The 17,107-nt window shown below is 66.5% G+C and carries 17 protein-coding genes; all 17 read left to right on the top strand.

The window, feature by feature from the left end; genetic code table 11:
- Window positions 1-3: 3 nt before the first annotated feature.
- The 17 genes from rplQ (at window position 4) to ACWHYQ_RS15500 (ending at window position 17,040) form a co-directional block, all read left to right on the top strand.
- Window positions 4-447, top strand: coding sequence for a 50S ribosomal protein L17 (gene rplQ, locus ACWHYQ_RS15580; RefSeq protein ID WP_447973035.1), 444 nt, complete (start codon window positions 4-6; stop codon window positions 445-447).
- Between the two features lie 212 nt (window positions 448-659).
- Window positions 660-1,226 carry an LPS export ABC transporter periplasmic protein LptC gene (lptC, locus tag ACWHYQ_RS15575; RefSeq protein WP_447973034.1) on the top strand — a complete coding sequence of 189 codons (567 nt, stop codon included), beginning with the start codon at window positions 660-662 and terminating at the stop codon, window positions 1,224-1,226.
- Entirely contained in the window at window positions 1,201-1,800 is a 600-nt protein-coding gene (locus tag ACWHYQ_RS15570; RefSeq protein WP_447973033.1) for an LptA/OstA family protein, read from the top strand. The genes lptC and ACWHYQ_RS15570 overlap by 26 nt, the downstream gene beginning before the upstream one ends.
- The gene (gene lptB, locus ACWHYQ_RS15565; protein WP_447975576.1) at window positions 1,797-2,588 is read left to right on the top strand and encodes an LPS export ABC transporter ATP-binding protein; all 792 of its coding nucleotides are present in this window, start codon (window positions 1,797-1,799) and stop codon (window positions 2,586-2,588) included. Before ACWHYQ_RS15570 ends, lptB begins: the two co-directional genes overlap by 4 nt.
- 30 nt (window positions 2,589-2,618) lie before the next feature.
- On the top strand, window positions 2,619-4,121 hold the full coding sequence (rpoN, locus tag ACWHYQ_RS15560) for an RNA polymerase factor sigma-54 (RefSeq protein ID WP_447973032.1): 1,503 nt from the start codon (window positions 2,619-2,621) through the stop codon (window positions 4,119-4,121).
- 44 nt (window positions 4,122-4,165) lie between these two features.
- Window positions 4,166-4,687 carry a ribosome hibernation-promoting factor, HPF/YfiA family gene (gene hpf, locus ACWHYQ_RS15555; RefSeq protein ID WP_447973031.1) on the top strand — a complete coding sequence of 174 codons (522 nt, stop codon included), beginning with the start codon at window positions 4,166-4,168 and terminating at the stop codon, window positions 4,685-4,687.
- Between the two features lie 11 nt (window positions 4,688-4,698).
- Window positions 4,699-5,565: an RNase adapter RapZ gene (rapZ, locus tag ACWHYQ_RS15550; protein WP_447975575.1), complete on the top strand. Its 867-nt coding sequence runs from the start codon at window positions 4,699-4,701 to the stop codon at window positions 5,563-5,565.
- Window positions 5,566-5,742: 177 nt separating this feature from the next.
- The gene (locus ACWHYQ_RS15545) at window positions 5,743-5,943 is read left to right on the top strand and encodes a MerR family DNA-binding transcriptional regulator (protein ID WP_447973030.1); all 201 of its coding nucleotides are present in this window, start codon (window positions 5,743-5,745) and stop codon (window positions 5,941-5,943) included.
- Between the two features lie 13 nt (window positions 5,944-5,956).
- Window positions 5,957-7,066 carry a type IV pilus assembly protein PilM gene (gene pilM / locus ACWHYQ_RS15540; RefSeq protein ID WP_447973029.1) on the top strand — a complete coding sequence of 370 codons (1,110 nt, stop codon included), beginning with the start codon at window positions 5,957-5,959 and terminating at the stop codon, window positions 7,064-7,066.
- The gene (locus tag ACWHYQ_RS15535) at window positions 7,063-7,614 is read left to right on the top strand and encodes a PilN domain-containing protein (protein ID WP_447973028.1); all 552 of its coding nucleotides are present in this window, start codon (window positions 7,063-7,065) and stop codon (window positions 7,612-7,614) included. The genes pilM and ACWHYQ_RS15535 overlap by 4 nt, the downstream gene beginning before the upstream one ends.
- Window positions 7,615-7,618: 4 nt before the next feature.
- The gene (locus ACWHYQ_RS15530; RefSeq protein WP_447973027.1) at window positions 7,619-8,230 is read left to right on the top strand and encodes a type 4a pilus biogenesis protein PilO; all 612 of its coding nucleotides are present in this window, start codon (window positions 7,619-7,621) and stop codon (window positions 8,228-8,230) included.
- Between the two features lie 47 nt (window positions 8,231-8,277).
- A complete protein-coding gene (locus ACWHYQ_RS15525; RefSeq protein WP_447973026.1) occupies window positions 8,278-8,895 on the top strand; it encodes a pilus assembly protein PilP in 618 nt (205 codons plus the stop codon).
- Entirely contained in the window at window positions 8,892-11,210 is a 2,319-nt protein-coding gene (locus tag ACWHYQ_RS15520) for a type IV pilus secretin PilQ (RefSeq protein ID WP_447973025.1), read from the top strand. Before ACWHYQ_RS15525 ends, ACWHYQ_RS15520 begins: the two co-directional genes overlap by 4 nt.
- Before the next feature lie 11 nt (window positions 11,211-11,221).
- The gene (gene aroC, locus ACWHYQ_RS15515) at window positions 11,222-12,379 is read left to right on the top strand and encodes a chorismate synthase (protein ID WP_447973024.1); all 1,158 of its coding nucleotides are present in this window, start codon (window positions 11,222-11,224) and stop codon (window positions 12,377-12,379) included.
- 153 nt (window positions 12,380-12,532) lie between these two features.
- A complete protein-coding gene (gene aroB / locus ACWHYQ_RS15510) occupies window positions 12,533-13,684 on the top strand; it encodes a 3-dehydroquinate synthase (protein WP_447973023.1) in 1,152 nt (383 codons plus the stop codon).
- 29 nt (window positions 13,685-13,713) lie between these two features.
- Window positions 13,714-14,979, top strand: coding sequence for a GAF domain-containing protein (locus ACWHYQ_RS15505; RefSeq protein WP_447973022.1), 1,266 nt, complete (start codon window positions 13,714-13,716; stop codon window positions 14,977-14,979).
- Between the two features lie 282 nt (window positions 14,980-15,261).
- Complete coding sequence (locus ACWHYQ_RS15500) at window positions 15,262-17,040, top strand: NAD+ synthase (RefSeq protein ID WP_447973021.1); 1,779 nt, start codon at window positions 15,262-15,264, stop codon at window positions 17,038-17,040.
- Window positions 17,041-17,107 lie beyond the last annotated feature (67 nt).

The following is a 17,107-nucleotide window of genomic DNA, read 5'->3' as shown; positions in this document are numbered from 1 at the left end:
GCCGTGCGTCATCGGAAAAAGGGTCGCCAGCTTGGTCGCAACACCAACCACCGCCGGGCGCTGTTCCGCAGCCTCGTCACGTCGCTGCTCGAGCATGAACGGATCGAGACCACCGAGGCCAAGGCGAAGGAGCTGCGGGGAATCGCGGACCGGATGATCACGCTCGGCAAGCAGGGGGATCTGCACGCCAGGCGGCGGGCCCTCGGATACCTGCGGAGCAAGGCGGTCGTCTCCAAGCTGTTCTCGGACGTAGCGGAGCGGTTCCGCGATCGGAATGGCGGGTACACGCGGATCATCAAGACCCGGCGGCGTGTGGGCGATGCCGCCGCGATGGTGGCGATCGAACTGGTCGCCAAGGGAACCCCGCCGCAGCCGAAGCCCGGGCAGGCTGGAGCGGTCCAGAGCGCCAAGCCTCAGAGCGGGGCCAAGGAAGCCGTGGCCACGTAACCCGTCCGTTCCTCCTCGTGTGCGCGGCGCCGGCTCGACCTGCAACGAGCCGGCGCCGCGCGATCCTCCCAGGACTCTTCGGCGATTCCTGCATTTCAGGCGTCAGGACGGTGCAGACGCGCTGGACCATCGGGTTTACTTGGCGGCGCCCTTCTGCTATTATCGTGCCCGGTGACTCGTTCCGCGCTTAACTGCTGGATTTGGATCGCCTCATGTGGCATAGCTGGGTTAGAGGCGGCCTGCTGATCGTCAGTGTGTTGCTGGCTGCCTACCTCGGCTACCTCCTTGTGACTCGCGCGGAGTCTACGGCCCCGCCCGCCACGGCCAGCCTGGGACCGCTGGAAACAGCCGATGCCGGCATCCACGGGTTCACCTTCCACCAGTCCAGGAACGGAGCCATCCAGTGGGAGGTCCAGGCGCAACACGGGCACGTCGTCGAGGCCGAGCACAGGGCCGTGCTGGAAGCGGTGCAGGTGACGTTGTACGGGGCGAAGGGCTGGGAGCTGAAGGTGCAGGGGGACCAGGGCACGATTGACACCGCGCGGAAGGATTTCGTGTTGGTCAATCGTGCAGACCCGATCGCGGTTCAGCTTGAGGGCGGGTACACCATCTATACCAACCACCTGGCCTGGGCCGATGAGCGCCACGAAATTAGCACCGAGGATCCGGTGCGAATCGTCGGTCAGGGCCTGGAGGTCGCGGGCCGCGGGTTCGTGGGACGTCTGGATGCCGAAGAGTTCACGGTGCTGAAGAATGTCCGCGTGGAATTCGCTCGCTAGGCTGGCCGCGGCGGGTCTGTGGCTCGCCGCGTCGGCGAGCGAGGTCCTCGGCAAGGCCGGGGAGGCGGAGGCCACCGGCACGACGATCACGGCCGAGAAGATGACGGTCCGCAACCATGAGAATAAGGCGATCTTCGAAGGATCCGTGGTGTTGACTAAAGGCAGCCTCGTCGTCCATTCGGACACGATGGTCGTCTCCTTTTCGAAGTCCCACGATGCGAACGCTCCGGCGAAGGCGGCCGGTCAGGGGACTCGTCGGCCGGCCGGATCCATGGGTTCCAGTCCGGGCGAGCGGGGTGGCGGGGACCTGCCGGTCATGGGGAACCGCTCGATCAGCATGATCGAAGCTACCGGCCGCGTGCGGATCGAGAAGGACGACGGGACGGCCACCTGCCAGAAGGCCGTCTACTACGGGGACGAGGAAAAGATCGTGTTGACCGGCGAGCCGGTGGCCTGGCAGAAAGGCACGCGTGTGACCGGCCAGAAGATCACCCTGTACTTGGCTGAGGACCGGAGCGTGGTCGAAGGGGGATCGCGCGTCATGATCGAGCCGGAGGAGGCGCAGCGTCGCTGATGCGCGCCGGTGAGGCAGTCACTCCGGCAGCGGTGCGCGACGCGGCTGGCGGAGCCACCCGCAAGGGGCCGCGGCTCCAGGCTGTCGGCCTGGAGAAGAGCTTCAAGGGCCGGCAAGTCGTCAAGGGCGTCAGCCTGGATGTGGGCGCGGGGGAAGTGGTCGGGCTCCTGGGCCCGAACGGCGCGGGCAAGACGACGATTTTCGACATGATGGTCGGGCTGTGCCGGCCGGACGCCGGCCGGATTCTGCTCGACGGCGAGGCGATCACCGATCTGCCCATGTTCAAGCGGGCGCGGCGGGGCATCGGCTACCTGCCGCAGGAATCGTCGGTGTTCCGGCGCCTGTCCGTCGAGGAGAACATCCTGGCGATCCTGGAGACGCTGGATCTGCCGTCGGAGGAGCGGGCCATGCGGCTGGAGGCCCTGCTCCAGGAACTGGACCTGACCGCGCTCCGGCACAGCAAGGCGTACGCGCTGTCGGGGGGCGAGCGGCGGCGCCTGGAGATCACCCGGGCGCTCGTCATCGCACCCAAGTTTCTGCTGCTGGACGAGCCGTTCGCCGGGATTGACCCGATCGCCGTCGGCGACATCCAGCGGATCATCACGCGCTTGAGGGAGAAACGCATCGGCATTCTGATCACGGACCACAACGTCCAGGAAACGCTCTCCATCACCGATCGCGCCTACATCATTAACGAGGGGCGCATCCTGGAGGCGGGGACGCCTGACGTCATCGTCAACAGCGCGCAGGCGCGGGCGATTTACCTTGGAGAGCGGTTCCGGCTGTAGACCCAGAGGATCGTCTGAACGAGGAAGGCGATGAAACTGCGGTTGGACCTCCGTCTGACTCAGAAGCTGATCATGACCCCGCAGCTGCAGCAGGCGATCAAGCTGTTGCAACTGTCCCGTCTGGAGCTGCAGCAGACCTTGACCCAGCACCTGATGGAAAACCCGCTGCTGGAGGAAGTCCAGACCGACTCGGACGAGAGTGAGCCCGAGGCGGCCGAGGACTGGGCGCTGAGCGACGGGCCGGCACCGTCGGGCAGCTCCGCGGAGGCGCCCTCGTCCGAGGGCGCCGAGGAGGCCGACGAGCTGTCGGCAGGGAGTTGGGAGGACTACTTCGAGAGCCCGCGCGGCGGGGATGTCGAGTATCCCTCCGGAGCCCAGGACGAGTTCCCGTCGTACGAACAGACGCTGGCGAAGCCGACGTCGCTGGAGGAGCATCTCCTGTGGCAGTTGGGGCTGTCGAGCCTGACCGACGCCCAAAAAGCCATCGGGCGGATCATCATCGGGAACCTCGACGAGGACGGCTACCTGCGAATACCCATCGCGGAGATCGCTGCGGACGCCAAGATCAGCCCCGAGGAAGTCGAGGTCGTGCTGAGCCAGATCCAGACCTTCGATCCGCCGGGCGTCGGCGCGCGCGATCTCCGGGAATGCCTGCTCATTCAGTTGCATCGCCTCGCGGAAGATCCGGCGGGCGCGACCCAGGGCCGGGCGGGCGGAGTGAAGGCCTCGCTGGTGGAGACGATCGTCGCGAACCACCTCCCGGACCTCGAAAAGAAGCAGTACGCGCGCATCGCCAAAGCGCTCGGCGTCTCGGTGGAAGACGTGGCGCGGGCGGTCCGGGTGATCGAGGAACTCGAGCCCAAGCCGGGCCGCCCCTACTTCTCCTCGAACAACTATGTGATCGTCCCCGATGTCTTCGTGGTCAAGGACGAGGGGGAATGGGTGGTGCTGCTCAACGAGGAGGGACTGCCGAGGCTGCGGATCAGCTCGTTCTACCGCCAGATGATGGCCAGCCAGCGGGCGGGCACCGACCAGACGAAGGCCTATCTGGAGGAGAAGTTCCGCGGGGCGCAGTGGATCATCCGGAGCATCGAGCAGCGCAACAAGACCATCGTCAAGGTCGTCAAGAGCATCGTCAAGTTCCAGGAAGCCTTCTTCGAGAAGGGGATCGCGCACCTGAAGCCGCTCGTCCTCAAGCAGGTGGCCGAGGACGTCGGCATGCACGAGTCCACGATCAGCCGGGTGACGGCCAACAAGTACCTGTACTGCCCGCAGGGCATGCTGGAGCTAAAGTTCTTCTTCAACACGGGCCTCCAGCGGTCGGACTCGAACGGGGAGATGCTGTCCTCGTTAACCGTGCGGGAGATGATCCGGAAGATGGTGGCCGAAGAGGATGCCCAGCACCCGCTCAAGGACCAGGAGATCGCGGCGCGTCTGCGGCAGCATAACATCATGATTGCCCGGCGGACCGTCGCAAAGTATCGCTCCGAGGAGAACATTCCATCCGCGAGCCAGCGGAAGCGCTTCTTTTAGCTGGCTGCCCCCCGTCTCCGGCTGACAGGAAGAAAGGGTCGCACATGCGCCTGGCAATCACCGGCCGGCACGTCGAGATCACCCCCGCCTTGCGGCGACACATCGAGGCCCGGGTCAAGCGGCTAGAACGGTACGGGGTCAAGCTGGGCAGGGTCGAAGTCGTGCTGGGCGTGGAGAAGTATCGGCACACGGCGGAACTCATCGTCACCCTGAACGGAGCCGTATTGCAGAGCAAGGCCTCGACCACGGAGATGTACGCCTCCGTGGACCGGCTGCTGGACAAGGTCGCCCGCCAGATCCAGAAGCGCAAGGAGAAGCTGATCAACCGGAAGGCGCGAAGCGCCGCAGCCCGGATACCCAGCCACGGTGGCGCCTCAGTCCCAGTGCTACCGCCGGTCAAGACGGTCCGGCTCCCCCTCCCCACGTTGACGTTGACCGAGGCCTTGGGACGCCTCGGCCCGGATGCCGGGCTCTTGGTGTTCAAAGACGCGCTGAGCGCGCGCGTGCAGGTGCTCCGGCGGCTGGACTCCGGGGCGGTGGAGCTCATAGACCCGCAACCGGCGTAGCGTCCCTCGTGATGCTGCCCCACCACCTCGTCATCATCAGCGGCCTCTCGGGATCCGGCAAGACCCACGCGATCAAGTGCTTCGAGGACCTGGGGTTCTTCTGCGTGGACAACCTGCCCCCGGCGCTGTTGCCGAAGTTCGCCGAGCTGTGCCTGCAACGCGAAGGCGAGGTGCGCCACGTGGCGCTGGGGATTGACATTCGCGAGCGGGGCTTCCTCGCGGATTTCTTCAGCAACCTTGACCGCGTCAAGTCCATGGGCTACTCCGTCGAGCTGCTGTTCCTGGAGGCGCGGGACGACGTCCTGGTCCGGCGCTTCTCGGAGTCCCGACGGCCGCATCCGCTCCTCCCGCAGGCCTCTGTGCTGGAAGGGGTCCAGGTCGAGCGGGAGCGGCTCCGGGAGCTGCGAGATCGCGCCGCCCGGATTATTGACACCTCGGACCTCACGGTCCATGACCTCAAGGATCTGATCGCCCGGCAATACCTGCAGCAGGACCAACGGCAGGGCATGACGATCTCGCTGCTGACGTTCGGCTTCAAGTACGGCGTGCCCTACGACGCGGACCTGCTGTTCGACGTGCGGTTCCTCCGCAATCCCAACTTCGCCGAGGACCTCAAACCGTTGACCGGCGAGCATCCCCGCGTGCAGGCCTACGTGCTGGAGACCCCCGAGGCTACAGCCTTCCTCTGCCACCTCGAATCCCTCTTGAAGTTCCTGCTGCCTCTGTTCGAGCGCGAGCGTCGGAGCTACCTTACCGTTGCGTTCGGCTGCACCGGCGGCCGGCACCGGTCAGTCTCGATCGCCTGCCGCCTGAAAGACAGCTTCGCGAACTGGGGGTACGCGGTGAACCTCCGCCATCGCGACATCGAGAAGGCGTGAGCTCCGACGGCGCACCGTCGCCCGTCCCGCCGGCGGGAAAGGACCGTCCGGGGCGTCGCCCGCTGCGGCGCATGAAACTGCCGGTTGAGTTGACACAAAAAATATATTGACTATACTCACGCTGTACATCCGGGGATGTTTCCCCGCTTAAGGACGGGCGCGTATGCTATGAGGCGCATGCCGACGGACTCGAAGAAGCGCTACAAGACCATCGAGGTCTGCCGACTCTTTGACGTGTCCCGTGCCACGCTGTTCCGCTGGGAACGGGAGGGCCTGATTTCCGGCCCGGCCCGGGACTGGCGAAACTGGCGCATCTATACGGCGCAGAACATCAAAGAGATCCAGCACCTCATCCAGAGGCGCAACTCGGTGTTTTGACACGGAGGCAGGGATGTTGGCCGCGCTGAAGGACGTGCTGCAACGGGACCTGAGCGCGCTGCTGGGTTCGCGGAAGCCGCTCGTGGGCCTGGACATCGGGTCCAGCGCGATCAAGCTGGTCCAGATGAGGGAGAAGCGAGGCCGCTATCAGCTTCAAAAGTTCGGCGTGAAGACCCTGGACCCGGAGGTCATCGTAGACGGGACGGTCATGGACGCCGGCCGGGTCGTCATGGCCATCAAGGAGCTGTTCCAGGAGACCGGCGTCAAGCTCAAGCACGTCGCGATGTCCATTTCGGGCCACGCGGTCATTGTGAAGAAGATTACACTCCCGCCGATGGCCGAAGACGAGCTGGAGGGCCAGGTGCGTCTGGCGGCGGAGCAGTACATTCCCTTCGACATCAACGAAGTCAACCTGGACTTCCACGTCTTGAACGCGAACGAGCTGTCTGAGGAAGGCCAGGCGCAGATGTCGGTCCTGCTCGTGGCGGCCAAGAAGGAGAAGGTCAACGAGCTGGCCGAGCTCGTCAAGGGGGCCGGGCTGGTCCCGGTCGTCCTGGATGTGGACGCGTTCGCGATCGAAAACATGTACGAGATCAATTATCCCTCGGTCTCCGACGAGATCGTTGCCCTAGTCAACATCGGGGCCAGCGTGATGAACGTGAATATCCTCAAGGGCGGGCTCTCGCTCTTTACCCGCGACATCGCCGTGGGCGGGAATCGCTACACCGAGGCGATTCAGCGGGACCTGGGGGTGTCGTACGAGGAGGCCGAAGCGGCGAAGAGAGGGGAAGGGCCGGCCGGTCTGGATCGGGACGCCCTCGCCGGTGTGCTGCAGAATATCAATGCCGAAGTGTCCTCGGAAATCGCGCGCTCGGTGGATTATTTCAGGACCACCAGTCCGGACGGCGAGGTCGCACGGATCGCCCTGTGCGGCGGCAGTGCCCAGGTGGAGGGCTTGGCCACCCAATTGAGCGAGCGGATGGGTGTGGCGGTCGAGGTCGCGAACCCGTTCAGGCAGGTTGATACCTCGGCGGCGGAGCTGGACCCCGAGAGCCTCGCGGCCCTGGCCCCTATGGCTGGGGTCGGGGTGGGACTCGCCCTGAGAACCATCGGCGACCGATGATCCGGATCAATCTGCTTCCCGGGCCCCGCGCGAAAGCCGTCCGGGCGCAACAGGATGTCCGGATCCAGGCGGCTAGCGCCGCGGGGCTGGTCGTCCTCGTGCTGGGCGGGTGCCTGGTCTATTCTTGGGCACTCGGCAGCGAAAGGGACGTTCTGGAGAAAGAAGAAGCCGACAAGAAGGAGCAGGTCAAGGTCCTCCAGAGGAAGGTCAAGCAGGTCCAGGACTACGAGCGGAAGCGGCAGCAGCTTGAAGAAAAGAACAAGATCATCGAACGACTGGAGAAAGAGCGGGGCGGACCAGTCCTGGTGCTCGACCACGTCAGCCGGAGCCTGGAGCCCCTCAAGCTCTGGCTGGTCCGGCTCTCGGTCAAAGGGAAGGACGTCGAGTTGGAGGGCAAGGCCCTGACCACGAACGACATCGTTGAATTCGTCAACAACCTCCGCCGGACCGACTACTTCAGCTCGGTGCGACTCATCGAGTCTCGCGCCGGCTTCGAGGGCCAGGTCGGCCTCTACCAGTTTCGAGTGGACCTCACCATTCGAGGGTGATACGGTGGAGCTGCCGAAGCCCGATCTGGAGGTGCTCTGGACGGTGCCGACGGGCCAGAAGGTGACCCTGCTTGGCCTGATCCTCGCGGGCCTCATCACGGGGTTTTATTATCTCGACTGGGAGAGCAAGCGGGCACGGATCCAGGAACTGAAACAGGCGGTCGCGAACCTGGACAAGACGATTGACGAGCTGCTCCTGAAGGTCAAGCACCTCGACGAGCTGATCGCTGCGAACAAACAGCTCGAGCTGGAGCTTGAAAAGAAAAAGGAGAAGCTGCCGCCGGAGGGCGAGGCGGTGATGCTGTTGAAGCAGTTGTCGGATATGGGCGCGCGGTTGGGGCTCGAGATCCGGCTCTGGAAACCCGGCCCGCAGGCGGAGGATCCTTCCAAGCTCTTCGTCCGCATGCCGGTCAGCGTGGAGGTGGCGGGTGGCTATCACACGGCGGCGCTGTTCTTTGACCGGATCAACAAGATGCAGCGGATCGTGAATGTCTCGGACCTGAAGATGGGCGGGGCGAAGATGGAGGGCGACCACGTCGTGATTCAGACCGTCTTCGAGTTGACCGCGTTCGCGGCGCCGCCAGAGCCGAAGCCCGGGGCGCCGCCAGCGAAATAGGGGCGTAATGGCGGGAACGTCCAGGGACGTCGGTTGGGAGGGACAGGGTGGCGTGGCTGGGCGGACAGGGACGGGGGCGTCGGCTGGCGGCCGCGGCCGTCGTCGCGGCGGCCTGCGGTCCCTGGGGCGGGCCGGCGTGGGTCGCTTGCGCCCAGGTGCCGGGCGGCCCGGCGCAGCCGGCTCCCGCGCCGTCGGCACCTGCCGGACCAGTAGGCTCCAACGGCGCGGCGGCGGTACCCGCCCCACCCGCTCCGCCGATGGAGCCTGGTGGGGCCGCCCCCCCCGCCGCGGCGGTCCCGCAGGCCGGGGCCGCCTATTTCTATGACCATGCGGGGCGGCGTGATCCGTTCGCGGCCGTGATCCAGGTGGGGCGACCCAAAGGGCCAGAAAATCCGAGCCTCCCGCCACTCCAACGGGTGAGCGTGAGTGAGATCAATCTGATCGGTATCATCTGGGGGGCCTTCGGCTACACCGCGATGGTTCAGACCCCCGACGGGAAGGGCCACCTGATTAAGCCAGGGACCCGCATCGGCTTGAATGACGGGGTCGTGAGCGCGATCACCGAGAGCTCGATCGTCGTGCGCGAAGAATACTCCGACGTCTACGGCAACAAACAGGTGCGCGAACACGTCAAGCATCTCCACCCGAGGCAGAGCCCACCATGAATCGTCCTTTGCTGCCTCTGCTGATGGGGTTCGCGGTGGTGTTGGCGTTGCAAAGCCCGGCCGCCTGCACCCGACTGGCCACTGAGACCAAGGATCCCATCCCGAAGGACAGGGCGCTCGACCGGATCTCCGTGACCGAGCGCCCGCAGGGCGTCCGCGTGGCCGTGGAGGGGGCTGCGCCGAGCACCTACTCGATGTCCACGAGCCTGGAGCCGCCCAGCGCGACCCTGGAGCTGCCAGGACTGTCGAAGGGGATGGGCCTGGGCCTGCGAGACATCAACAAGCCGCCGCTCCTGCAGATCGAGCCGGTAGAGGTGACGCAGCCGCGACCGGGACTCCGGCTCGTCTTTCACCTGGCGTCCCCCGTGGAGCCTGAGGTTCGAACCGAAGGCCCGGACCTGCTCGTCGAATTCCCCAAACCGCCCGAGCCGCAGGCGGGGCAGGCTGCAGCCGAGGAGTCTGCCGCGAAGGGCTCCCAGGCGAACCCGCCAACGGCGACAGGGGGCGGTGTCACGGCCGAGGGCGGCACTGGCGCGGCCAAGACGATGACCCACGTCGACGTCCAGCGCGGCGATGGGGGGATCCGGGTCATCATCCTGGGCGACGGCTCCTTCCGATACGAGGTCCGCCCGCTGGGCCGGGACCGCCTGGTGATTGACCTCCCCAATGTGGAAACTCCCCTGCGGTTCCAGACCCTCCCCGTGGACCATCCGTTGCTCAAGCAGATCCGCATCGGCCAGCACAGCCGCAGGGTCCGGCTGGTCTTGGATCTGCTGAGGCCGAGCGACTACACGGTCGAGCGAGGCGACGGGTCGCTGACGGTTCGGCTGGCCGCTTCCTCCGACCGGGCGGTGGCCGAGGCCGGGAAGCGCGGGAAGCTGGAGCCCGATGAAGCGGACGGGTCCCAGGCCGACGAGACCGGGACGAGGGAGAAGCGGGCGCCGCGGGCCGTGCCGTTCCCCGACCGGCTGGCGCGGATCGAAGGGAAAGTCCCGCGGGCCCAGATGGCGCCGGAGGCCAAGGGAGCCGTGGAGGGGGAGGAGGCCGAGCGGCCGCGCTACACCGGGCGCAAGATCTCGCTCGACTTCCAGGGAGCCGATATCACCAACGTGGTCCGGAGCATCGCCGAGGTCAGTGGTGATAACTTCGTCATGGGCGAAGGCGTCAAGGACAAGAAGGTCACGATGAAACTGATCAACGTGCCGTGGGACCAGGCCCTCGACATGTTGCTCAAGATGAACAACCTCGGCAAGATCAAGGAAGGCAACATCATCTGGATTGATTCGCTCGCCAACATCGCGAGGCAGCAGGAGGAGGAGGCCAAGGCGAAGGAATCCAAGATCAAGGCCGAAGACCTCGAGACGCGGGTCCTGTACGTGCAGAACGTGCCGGTCCAGGAGATCCACCGATCGCTCCAGCAGTACCTGAGCCCGCGCGGCCAGATCACGTTCAACACGGCGAGCAATGCGCTCATCATCAAGGACACGAGGTCCCAGCTCGAGGACCTGTTCAATCTGGCGCGCAGCCTGGACCTGGAAGTGCCCCAGGTCCAGATTGAGGCCCGCATCGTGCAGGCGGACACCACCTACGCCCGTAGCCTCGGCATCCAGTGGGGCCTCTCGAACCTCAACACCACGAAGGCTGGCGTGGTGGCCAACATCCGCGGGCAGGGGACGACCACAACCAATCCCTTCGGCGAGCAGGCTTCCCAGTTCCTGGTGAACCTGCCCGCCCAGATCTCGGGGCTGAGCGCGGTGCCGGGGCTGGGCTTCACGTACGGCAAGCTGACCGGGGACGGCGCGTTGCTGGACCTCCGGCTGACCGCCGCCGAGCAGCTAGGGCTGGCCAAGGTGGTCGCGGCGCCGAAGATCCTGACGCTCGACAAGCGGGAAGCGAAGATCGAGCAGGGCCAGTCGGTGCCCTATCAGACCACCTCGCTGCAGGGGACCCAGACCACCTTCGTGGACGCGGTGCTCTCGCTGCAGGTCACGCCCCAGATCACCTCTCGGGATCCGAAGGAGGTCGGCAAGCAGATCCTCCTGAAGATCAAGGCGACCCGGAACTCGATCGGCGCGCAGAGCACCCCGGCCGGCCCGGCCATTGACAAGAAGGAGGCGCTGACGCAGATCCTGGTCCGCGACGGGGAGACAGCGGTCGTCGGCGGCATTTTCCAGGACCAGGTCCAGAACACCGTCATCGGGATCCCCTGGCTCTCCCGGATTCCCGTGCTGGGCTGGCTGTTCAAGTCCAAGCAGGAAACCACCACCAAGAACGAGCTCCTGATTTTCCTGACCCCCACGATCGTCAAGAGCTGAGGCTTCGGAGCATGCTACGGTACCTGAACGCGGGCGAATCGCACGGCAAGTGTCTCCTGGCGATCGTGGAAGGCGTCCCGGCCGGCCTACCCTTGACCGCCGAGTTCATCAACCAGGACCTGGCTCGTCGTCAGAAGGGCTACGGCCGCGGTGGCCGGATGCGGGTCGAGGAAGACCGGGTGGAGTTCACCTGCGGCGTCCGCAAGGGCCGGACGCTGGGGAGCCCGATCGGATTGCTGGTCGCCAACAAGGATTGGGAGAACTGGAAGGAGGTCATGGCGGCCGAGCCGGGGCCGGTGCCGCAGGAGAAGGTCGTGACGCGCCCGCGGCCAGGGCACGCCGACCTGGTCGGCGCCATCAAGTACGGCCATCGCGATATCCGGAACGTGCTCGAGAAGGCCAGCGCCCGCGAGACCGCGATCCGGGTCGCGGTCGGCGGCGTGGCCAAGGCCCTGCTGGCCGAGTTCGGGATCCGGGTGGTGAGCTACACGGTCGAGATCGGAGGCGTGGTGGCCAACCGGGCCGAAGACCCGTTGCGGTCCTACGAGCTGGCGGAGGCGTCGGAGGTGCGCTCGCCGGACCCCGACGCCGGCGTCAAGATGGTGGAGTTGATCCGGACCGCGAAGCACCGGGGGGACACGCTGGGCGGCGTCTTCGAGGTCGTCGTCACGAATCCGCCGGTGGGCCTGGGGAGCTACGCGCAGTGGGACCGGCGGTTGAGCGCTCGCTTGGCCATGGCGCTGATGAGCATCCAGGCCATGAAGGGCGTGGAGATCGGGATGGGCTTCGAGGCGGCGCGCCGCTTCGGCTCGGAGGTGCACGACGAGATTTTCTACGAGCCGGGTCGTGGCTTCGTCCGGACCACCAATCACGCCGGCGGCTTGGAGGGAGGCATCACCAACGGGGAGCCGATCGTGCTCCGGGTCGCCATGAAGCCTATCTCCACGCTGTACAACCCCAAGAAAAGCGTGGACATCCAGACCAAGGAGCCCTTTGACGCGACGGTGGAGCGCTCCGACATCTGCACCGTCCCGGCGGCCGGCGTGGTGGGGGAGGCCGTGGTCGCCTTCGAGATGGCCTGCGCCATGGTCGAGAAATTCGGCGGCGACAGCCTGGACGAGATGAAGCGGAACTTCGACGCCTACCTGGCCTACGTCAAAACCTTTTAGTTTTTGCTCACGTATGCTACTATCCCCTCTGGCTTGACCGCGCTGGCCTCTCTCTCGGGCGCCACCACAGCGAGCCCCCTTGCGTGGACCGAAGCCGGTATCCGGCGACGCCCGGACCGGGGTCGGCTGTGGTCTGTGGCTGGACACGACGCGATGGATGCAGACGGAGAACACCGGGTCCCTGTGAGGCTTGGGGAGCGGGCGTACGACATCGTCGTCCGTCCCGGGCTGCTGGCGGAGATCGGTCCGCGCTTGCGCGCGCTCGGCCTCTCGGGCAAGGTTGCGGTCGTGACGGATCCGCCCGTGGCCCGCTTATACGGGGCGCGGGTCGCCCGGTCGTTGCGGAGCGTCGGCTACGAGCCCCGGCAGGTGGTGATCACGGGTGGGGAGCGAGGGAAGACCCTGCGGGCGGTCGCGCACATCCTGGATGAGCTGGCGCGGGCGCGCTTCGAACGCGGCTCGCTGCTGGTCGCGTTGGGCGGCGGGGTCGTGGGGGATGTCGCCGGGTTCGCCGCGGCCGTCTACGTGCGCGGCATCCCTTTCGTCCAGGTCCCGACCACGCTGGTTGCCCAGGTGGACTCGAGCGTCGGGGGCAAGACCGGGGTCAATCACGCGCTGGGGAAGAACCTGATCGGCGCCTTTCACCAGCCCCGGGCGGTGCTGATTGACCCCGAGACGCTCCGGACACTCCCGCCGCGGGAGTGGATCGCCGGGCTGGCCGAAGTCATCAAGTACGGGATGATCGCGGATGAGACGTTCTTCGCCTATTTGGAGGGGCACATGGACGCCCTCCTAAAAATGGAGCGGGAGCCGGTCATCCATGTGATCGCGCGTTCCTGCGAGATCAAGGCTGCGGTGGTGGGCGAGGATGAGCGCGAGGCGGACCGGCGACGCATTCTGAACTACGGCCACACGATCGGGCACGTGCTCGAATCGCTGGGCCGGTACCGGTCCCTGCTCCACGGCGAGGCGGTGGCCGTCGGGATGGTCCAAGAAGCGGACGTGGCCCGCCACCTCGGGCTGTGCGCCGAGGAGGTCGTCCTCCGGCAGCGAGCGCTGGTGCGCGCGGCCGGGCTTCCGGACGCTTTGCCGCCGGTCACGTTCGAGCAGCTCTGGTCAGCGATGCAGCACGACAAGAAGGTGGTGCGAGGGCGGATCCACTGCGTCCTCCCCGAACGGATCGGCCGCGTCGCCGTGGCCCCGCTGGAGCGTGCGGCGATGCGGCGGTGGTTCGCGACGTGTGCGCGGGTGACGGGCCGCGGGCCGAGGGCGCGCCGGCCGCGGGCGGGCCACCCGGCGGCCTGAGGCGCCGCGGCACGGAAACGGCGACAGCGATGGCGGGCAAACGGACCCAATCCGTCGAGCAACTCGAGCGGGCGCTCCGCGAGAAGACGCGCGAGGTCGAGGTCCTGCACCGGATCAGTGAGACCATCAACGCGACGCTTGACCTGGAGGCGGTCCTCAAGCACATCGTGGACGTCGTCGTGGAGGTCACGAAGGCGGATGCCTGCCTCCTGTACCTCCTCTCGCCGAGCCGGGAGGAGCTGATCCTCCGGGCGTCCAAAAACCCGCACCCCAAGCTGATCGGCCGGATCACCATCGGGCTGGGGGAGGGGATCACGGGCTGGGTAGCCCGCGAGCGGACCCGCGTGGTGATCCCCAGCAACGCGAACGACGACCCCCGGTTCAAGTTCTTCCACAACCTGCCGGAAGACCGGTACCAGGCCTTCGTCTCGGTCCCGATCATGGCGAAGAACGAGGTCGTGGGCGTGATCAACGTCCAGCACAAGCGGCCGAGGCGGTACCGCGCGGACGAGCTGGCGCTGCTCTCGACGATCGCCAACCAGGTGGGCGGTGCGATCGAGAATGCGCGCCTTTACGCGGAGATGAAGCGCAAGGCCCTCCAGCTCGACACCCTCTCCCAGGTCTCCGAGACCGTGGCCTCGAATCGCCTGCTCGAGGACGTGCTCCAACTCATCGTGACCATGACGGCGGAGATGATGAACTCGAAGATCTGCTCGCTCATGCTGCTGGAGCAGACGAGCGGCGAGCTGCGGATCGCCGCGACCCAGAGCCTGAGCGAGCAGTACCGCCGCAAGCCGAACCTCAAGGTCGGCCAGAGCATCAGCGGCCGGGCGGTCCAGGAGCGGCGCCCCATCGTCGTTCCGGACGTGAAGCAGGAGCGCGAGTACATGTATCCCGAGATCGCCCGCAAGGAGGGCCTCTGCTCGCTGCTGTCGGTGCCCATGCTGGTCCGGGACCGGGTGATCGGGGTCATCAACAGCTACACTTCCGTGCCCCACACCTTCACGGCGGAGGAGATCAAGGTTCTCCAGGCGATTGCCAACCAGGCCGCGATCGCGATCGAGCACACGACGTTGATGGAGAAGTCCTTCGAGATGCAGGAGGCGCTGCAGGTCCGCAAACTGGTCGAGCGGGCCAAGGGCTATCTGATGCGCTCGCGGTCGCTGACGGAGGAGGAGGCGTTCCGCCTGATCCAGCGGCAAAGCATGGACCTGCGGAAGTCCGTGCGCGAGATCGCGGAGGCCATCCTCCTGGCGGGCGATATCGAGCAACGGGCGTCCGAGAAGAAACCATGAGTTCGAGCGCGGAGCCGCGCGGTCGCGACCCGATCCCATCGCTAGCCAACCCCCTAGATGAACCGCCCTAAAAATCCGCTTGACACCCGCGCCGGCGTGGTGATATAAGCGGCTCACCCTGTCGCCGGGAGACAACGATGTTTCCCTCGCGGTACAGGGCTCCATTGAATCGCTGGTAGGACAATGACGTCCTCTTTCCCCCCGGCGGGATGGAGGGCGTTTTTTTTTGGCGCGGGGCTGTCGCCGCGCCCGAGCGGGGGCGGGGGCGAGCAAGGAACGGTGATGCGCCGGCTGCGGGTCGCGTTGGTCCAGATGAATCCGACGGTCGGGGACTTGGTGGGAAACGTCCGGGCGATCACCCGCTGGCTCCGGGAGGCCCGTCTGGCCGGGGCCGAGCTGGTAGCCTTTCCGGAGCTCGCCATCACCGGGTATCCCCCGGAAGATCTCCTGTTGAAGCCTCGGTTCATCGAGGAGAACCGGCGCGCGCTCGCCGAGGTGACCCGGCACTGTCGTGACCTCGTCGCGGTGGTCGGCTACGTGGGCGAGGGGGGGGTAGCTGAGCCGGAGCCTGGCCATCCGGCCGTGGTGCCGGCGGGGCGGCATGCCCTCTACAATGCGGCTGCGGTCATCTGCGACCGACGGCTCGTCGCCACCTACTGGAAATGGTATCTCCCCAACTACGGCGTGTTCGACGAGAGCCGGTACTTCCACCCGGGCCGGCGGCTCGCGATTCTCACGCTGCGCGGCACGGCGGTGGCGGTCAACATTTGCGAGGACATCTGGGTCCCGGAAGGGCCGACCCGGCTCCAGGCCGCGGCGGGGGCCGAGGTCATCGTCAATATCAACGCCTCGCCCTTCCACATCGGCAAGAGCCGCCTGCGCGAGGAACTGCTCGCGACGCGGGCGCGCGAGAACGGGGTGGTCGTCACCTACACGAACACCGTCGGCGGCCAGGACGAGCTGGTCTTCGACGGCAACAGCCGCGTGGTGGATCAGACCGGCGAGGTCATCCTGCGCGGCAAGGCGTTTGAGGAGGACCTGCTGGTGGCGGATCTGAACCTGGATGCCGTGGCCCGCGGCCGGCTCGGGCAAGGCCGGAAGCGGTGGCCGTCCCGGCGGTCGGCGGTCGCGGTCGAGCGGGTCGAGCTGGCCCTGCCGTCGCCGGCTCCCAGGCGGCCCCGGCTCGTGCCAGCCACGGCCCCGCCGTTGGATTCGCTGGAGGAGGTCTACCGGGCGCTCGTCTTGGGGGTGCGCGACTACGTGCGCAAGAACGGGTTCCGGCAGGTCGTCGTCGGGCTCAGCGGCGGCGTGGACTCGGCGCTCACGGCGGTGATTGCGGCCGACGCGCTCGCCCCCGCGAACGTCCTGGGTCTCTTCATGCCGTCCCCTTACACCTCACGGGAAAGCCGTGAGGACGTCGCGGAGCTGGCTCGTCGGTTGGGCATCGAGGTCCGGACGGTGTCCATCACGGGCCTGTTCAGGGCCTATCTGCGCGCCCTGGCGCTTTCGTTCCGGAACCGGCCCAGCGACACGACGGAGGAGAACCTCCAGGCCCGGATCCGGGGCAACCTGCTGATGGCGTTCTCGAACAAGTTCGGGCACCTGGTGCTGACCACTGGCAACAAGAGCGAGCTGAGCGTGGGGTACGCCACGCTCTACGGCGACATGGCGGGGGGCTTTGCCGTGATCAAGGATGTCCCCAAGACGATGGTGTATGAGCTGGCCCGCCTGCGGAACCGCCTCGGGACGGCCCCGGTCATCCCGAAGCGCATCCTGGCGCGCCCGCCGACAGCAGAGCTGAAGCCGAACCAGAAGGACGAGGACTCCTTGCCACCTTACGCGATCCTGGATCCGATCCTGAAGGCCTACGTGGAGGAGGACCGGTCGCTGGAGGAGATCGTGGAGTTGGGGTTCCCGCGGGAGACGGTCGCGCGCGTGATCGCATTGGTGGACCGCAGCGAGTACAAGCGACGGCAGGCCCCGATCGGGATCAAGATCACGCATCGCGCGTTCGGCAAGGATCGGCGGATGCCGATCACCAACGGCTATCGGAACGGGTAGGGACAGGGGGCGCTCCGCCTGCGGCGGGGCGCGAGCCGAGGAAAGATGAGACGACGCAAAAGGAGGA

This window comes from Nitrospira sp. Kam-Ns4a (genome assembly GCF_965152595.1).
This window is presented reverse-complemented; position numbering and strand designations above follow the sequence as displayed.

Coding starts and splice junctions, on each gene's coding strand:
- hpf (WP_447973031.1), top strand. CDS start 4,166: ATGCGCCTGGCAATCACCGGCCGGCACGTCGAGATCACCCCCGCCTTG.
- pilM (WP_447973029.1), top strand. CDS start 5,957: ATGTTGGCCGCGCTGAAGGACGTGCTGCAACGGGACCTGAGCGCGCTG.
- ACWHYQ_RS15500 (WP_447973021.1), top strand. CDS start 15,262: ATGCGCCGGCTGCGGGTCGCGTTGGTCCAGATGAATCCGACGGTCGGG.
- rapZ (WP_447975575.1), top strand. CDS start 4,699: ATGCTGCCCCACCACCTCGTCATCATCAGCGGCCTCTCGGGATCCGGC.
- ACWHYQ_RS15520 (WP_447973025.1), top strand. CDS start 8,892: ATGAATCGTCCTTTGCTGCCTCTGCTGATGGGGTTCGCGGTGGTGTTG.
- lptC (WP_447973034.1), top strand. CDS start 660: ATGTGGCATAGCTGGGTTAGAGGCGGCCTGCTGATCGTCAGTGTGTTG.
- aroC (WP_447973024.1), top strand. CDS start 11,222: ATGCTACGGTACCTGAACGCGGGCGAATCGCACGGCAAGTGTCTCCTG.
- ACWHYQ_RS15570 (WP_447973033.1), top strand. CDS start 1,201: ATGTCCGCGTGGAATTCGCTCGCTAGGCTGGCCGCGGCGGGTCTGTGG.
- rpoN (WP_447973032.1), top strand. CDS start 2,619: ATGAAACTGCGGTTGGACCTCCGTCTGACTCAGAAGCTGATCATGACC.
- aroB (WP_447973023.1), top strand. CDS start 12,533: ATGGATGCAGACGGAGAACACCGGGTCCCTGTGAGGCTTGGGGAGCGG.
- ACWHYQ_RS15505 (WP_447973022.1), top strand. CDS start 13,714: ATGGCGGGCAAACGGACCCAATCCGTCGAGCAACTCGAGCGGGCGCTC.
- ACWHYQ_RS15545 (WP_447973030.1), top strand. CDS start 5,743: ATGCCGACGGACTCGAAGAAGCGCTACAAGACCATCGAGGTCTGCCGA.
- ACWHYQ_RS15535 (WP_447973028.1), top strand. CDS start 7,063: ATGATCCGGATCAATCTGCTTCCCGGGCCCCGCGCGAAAGCCGTCCGG.